This window comes from Hyphomicrobium sp. (assembly GCF_036833075.1).
Classification (GTDB): Bacteria; Pseudomonadota; Alphaproteobacteria; order Rhizobiales; family Hyphomicrobiaceae; genus Hyphomicrobium_C.
Genome location: NZ_DAITQL010000150.1, coordinates 1 through 3,706, shown reverse-complemented (window position 1 = coordinate 3,706; position 3,706 = coordinate 1). Strand labels below are relative to the sequence as shown.

General features: G+C 58.3%; 3 protein-coding genes. All 3 read right to left on the bottom strand.

Translation table 11 applies throughout. The annotated features are described in order from the left end of the window. Positions 1-26: 26 nt before the first annotated feature. The 3 genes from V7082_RS21440 to V7082_RS21430 are packed head-to-tail and all read right to left on the bottom strand — an operon-like array spanning position 27 to position 3,551. On the bottom strand, positions 27-1,055 hold the full coding sequence (locus V7082_RS21440) for a TniQ family protein (RefSeq protein ID WP_334151709.1): 1,029 nt from the start codon (positions 1,053-1,055) through the stop codon (positions 27-29). A 5-nt stretch (positions 1,056-1,060) separates the two neighbouring features. After that, complete coding sequence (locus V7082_RS21435; RefSeq protein WP_334151708.1) at positions 1,061-1,942, bottom strand: TniB family NTP-binding protein; 882 nt, start codon at positions 1,940-1,942, stop codon at positions 1,061-1,063. Further along, positions 1,935-3,551, bottom strand: a complete 1,617-nt coding sequence (locus V7082_RS21430; protein WP_334151706.1) for a Mu transposase C-terminal domain-containing protein — start codon at positions 3,549-3,551, stop codon at positions 1,935-1,937. Before V7082_RS21430 ends, V7082_RS21435 begins: the two co-directional genes overlap by 8 nt. Between the last annotated feature and the right edge of the window lie 155 nt (positions 3,552-3,706).

Genomic DNA, 3,706 nt, shown 5'->3' with positions numbered 1-3,706 from the left:
TGTCGGACGATCGGGATTCTTGAGACTCAATGACTTGGGCGGCGGCTTCGCGCATGATTTTGAGATTCCCTGCGCACAATTTTGAGACTGGGTGAATCAGGATTTTGAGATTTGTGCTCTTTCCAAGCTGCCCATGAACTTACTTCCCTTTCTGCCGCGTTCCTTCGAGCTGCACGAAGGCGATAGAGCCGGGCATAGATGCGGTTTAGCAATTCCAGCGGCCATGTCTGCAATGTTTGGTGCAACCACTCCTCACCATCATAATCAGACGCCAACAGCACTGAAGCAACATGGCCCACGGGGTCAGTCGCAATCCGGCCCAAGGCAACCGTCAGTGCATACTTTTGCAGCAGTGAACCACGCGTCAGCGAAGACACGCCGGCACGCACCGGTCTGTCGAAGGCCGGTGCAACGCGATCATATTCCGGCACGACAAGCAGGAAAGCGTACCGAGGCCAGGGTGGCGTTGACTGCGGTCGAGGCGATTCGAATGAAGGCGACCGGGGTCTGCGATAACGCGTCGTCAGGAAATCCAAGTGCTGAGGTACAGACGGCGCGGCCGTGTCCTTTCCTTGGGCCCAGGCCGCCAGCCGCATTGCGCCTTGGTGCGCATTGACATCGAGGCTGGTGAGGGTCGTTTCCGGCAACTTCATCACCAGATTTTCGCCGTCGCGAGCAATCAGACGAACGTTATGTTCAACACACCAGAAGTTCCATGGAAATGCTGCCGTCTTTCGACGCAAATCAGGCGGGCAAACCGGACAAGAATTTCCGCCGCCGCGATAGATCATTGGCCGGGCATGTCGTGCGATCTCCTGGAACGTCATCATCCGCAGTTCATCGACCGTCATGCCGATGCGGGTCGCCAGCGCGATTGCTTCGTCATCCCCAAGGCGCCATTCGAGCGCGGCTATGTCGGCTCCATTCAAGCTGCAGTATTCCAGAAACGAAGCGACCGGCATGGCATAGAACAAGGCGAGGCGATTGAGCCATGAGGACAGCCGTTCCTCGCGCCCCGGCCTCGGCACGACAGGCAGTACCGCCGATGATGGCACAGACCTCAAACCGTCTCTCCGAGGAGAGCCAGCATGTTGCGCTTATCACCTCCGGCGCCCAGCGTTATGCGCTCCTCGCCGCTTTCGATTGCTGCGATAGCCAACATACCCATCAATGAGAACAAAGAAGCGGTGATCCCTCCTGTCACCTCGATAAGACGTTTCAGCGTCGTATCCGTAATCTCACTGGGCTGCCTTAAAGGCAAAGTGCGCAGCAAACTTCCGACCAGACCGGCGAAGTCCTGATCGTTCTGCCAAGGCGGTAGTGCAAAAGCCTCGAAGCGGCGAACAAGTTGGTCGTCGGTTCGAAGGGCATTTCGCGCCTGCTGCGTACCGACGCAGACGAGCGGAATTCTGAGTTCGTTGCCGAGGAAGCGCAGCATGTTCAGAAAGCGGGCCTGCTCTCGTACCGTGCCTGCCTGGAGACTGTGCACTTCATCAATGATCAGCATCCCCGGTCGTATCTCCGAAAGCAGGCGCAATGTCAGGCTTTCCACCACCGACAATGTCGCCCGCGGCGGTTCAGGCGCTCCGATTGTCGCCAAAAGCCGCTTGTAGAAGCGCTTCTCGTCCGGCCCCGGCACCATCTGAACAACGACCACCGGCATGTGCATCCGCCCGGATATTTTGTCGAAATGCGAAGCATGATCGCGAGCGAATTTTTCGACAATCATGGTCTTGCCCATACCGCTGGCACCGACGATGAGCAGGTTCGGCATGCGAGCACGTTGCGGGAAGCTCAGCAAAACCTCCAGCTTTGCAAGGGCTTGTTCGGCGCGAGGATAATTGATCCAGCGATCGGCGCGAATTCTGTGGATGCGTTCCTCGGCGCTGAGCGCGGCGACTGCCCGGCTCGACGGGAAGAGATGAGAGAATTCATCATTCATCCCATTCCTCCACCTCGAAAAACGGCAATTGCAAGGGTTCGCCATCTCCGGCTGGTTCCGATGCTGCGGTCACTTCGATGATCTTCGTCGATGCCAGGTGCGAGCGTCGCGCGGCGTCTCTTCGCAACGCCTTGGTAGTCCGTGTCGCTTCGTCAACCAGTACCCGTTGTGCAAGAATCGTCGAGAAAATGAGCTCCTCATCTACGGCCCGGCGACCTTGTTCGCGCAACGCCTTGACGGCGGCGCGTTGCTCCCAAAGCGCGATAGCCGGCCGGGTTCGATCCGCTGGCCGTGCCTCCAGATACCCCTCCGCTGTTGCCACAAACACGCAGGACAGATCGCGAGGATCATATTTGATGGTCAAACGGGGCCGATCACGTTCCATCAGCCAGCGCAGTTCGTCCGACCAGTAGCGGATGTGAAACAGATGCACACCGTCACGCTGCAGCGTGCGCTCCTCGGACGGTAGAAAATCAATGAGGAACCGCCTTGGATCTGTGGGCATCCGCACCATGACGTTGCCGATCCGCGCATTCCACGCCGCCACCGGTGGTAGATCAAGAGCTTTGTGAATGCGGGCATGGTAGGCTCCGACGATCTCGAGAGCGAGGTAGATTTCCAGTTCCCGCAACGTCATCACCGCCTCGGCCTCCGGGTCGAGGTCGCCGCGCTCGCGAACGTTCGAAAAATGCGAGCCGGGAATAAGATGGACGGCGCCCATCATCGTTCCGATCAGCCTTTCAATATGACCACCGAAACGCGGTGTACCAGGCGGGCGGTAGGTAAGATCGATGCGGTGCTCATCACACGCGCGTTTGAAGGCGCGGGCATGGAATTCAGCGCCGTTATCGACATGAATCGTCTTGGGTATTCCGTAGGCTGGCCACTCTGCCGCGATTCCGCGCGAGGCGAGCCATGCGGTCTTGTCCATCACCGCATGGGTCAGACACAGCGCTACCGCCACCAAGGACGGTGGCTCCAGCGACAGACAAAAGCCCATCGCAACGCGGCTATTAACGTCGATAGCCAATGTTAATGTCGGACGCCCGATTGGCAGCCGGGTCACCGGATCAACCACAGTGACATCCACTTTCGTATGATCGATCTGGACGACATCAAGCGGAGCTGCCACCTCAAGCCCACCGGGCGTAGGGAGGAAAAGCGGCTCCGATTTATCGGCGCCTTCCCGCCGGCGCATCAAGGCAGCTTGATCCTTGGTCTCCAGCCAGCGAGTGAGGCGGCGTATTGATGGTGGCTGCAGGCCCGCCTTCCGGCAATCTGCAGCTATTTCGTGCTGGAATCGTGTCACAGTCGGCTTACGCCGCGTCGCGTAGATTTTCTGGAAATGCTGTTCGACGATCGCAAGCACCGCCGGATCCAGCGGCTGCATCCCGGCATTCGGGCCGCGCCGTTTCGGCAGCAACGCACTGGTACGGCCCTCCTGCCGAAACCGCTTCAGCCAGCGAAATAGGGTGGACCGACTGATTGCAAGTGCCGCCATGGCGGCACGCACCTCCGCGTCACCCGGTCGATCCGACAGTTTCGAAAGTACAGCAGCTCGCCGCCGCGCTTCCTGCCATTGCAGCTCATTCGTCATCGGATTCGACATGGACAGCCCTGCTGTTTGGCCGCAAACTGGTCTCATAAATTCCGACTCAGCTTGGCGTACAGTCTCATATACTCTGAATCAGTTTCATTTTTACGACATGGCCAAGTCATTGAAATTAAATGAACCACAATCTCAAAAACCCCGGCATTCCGACA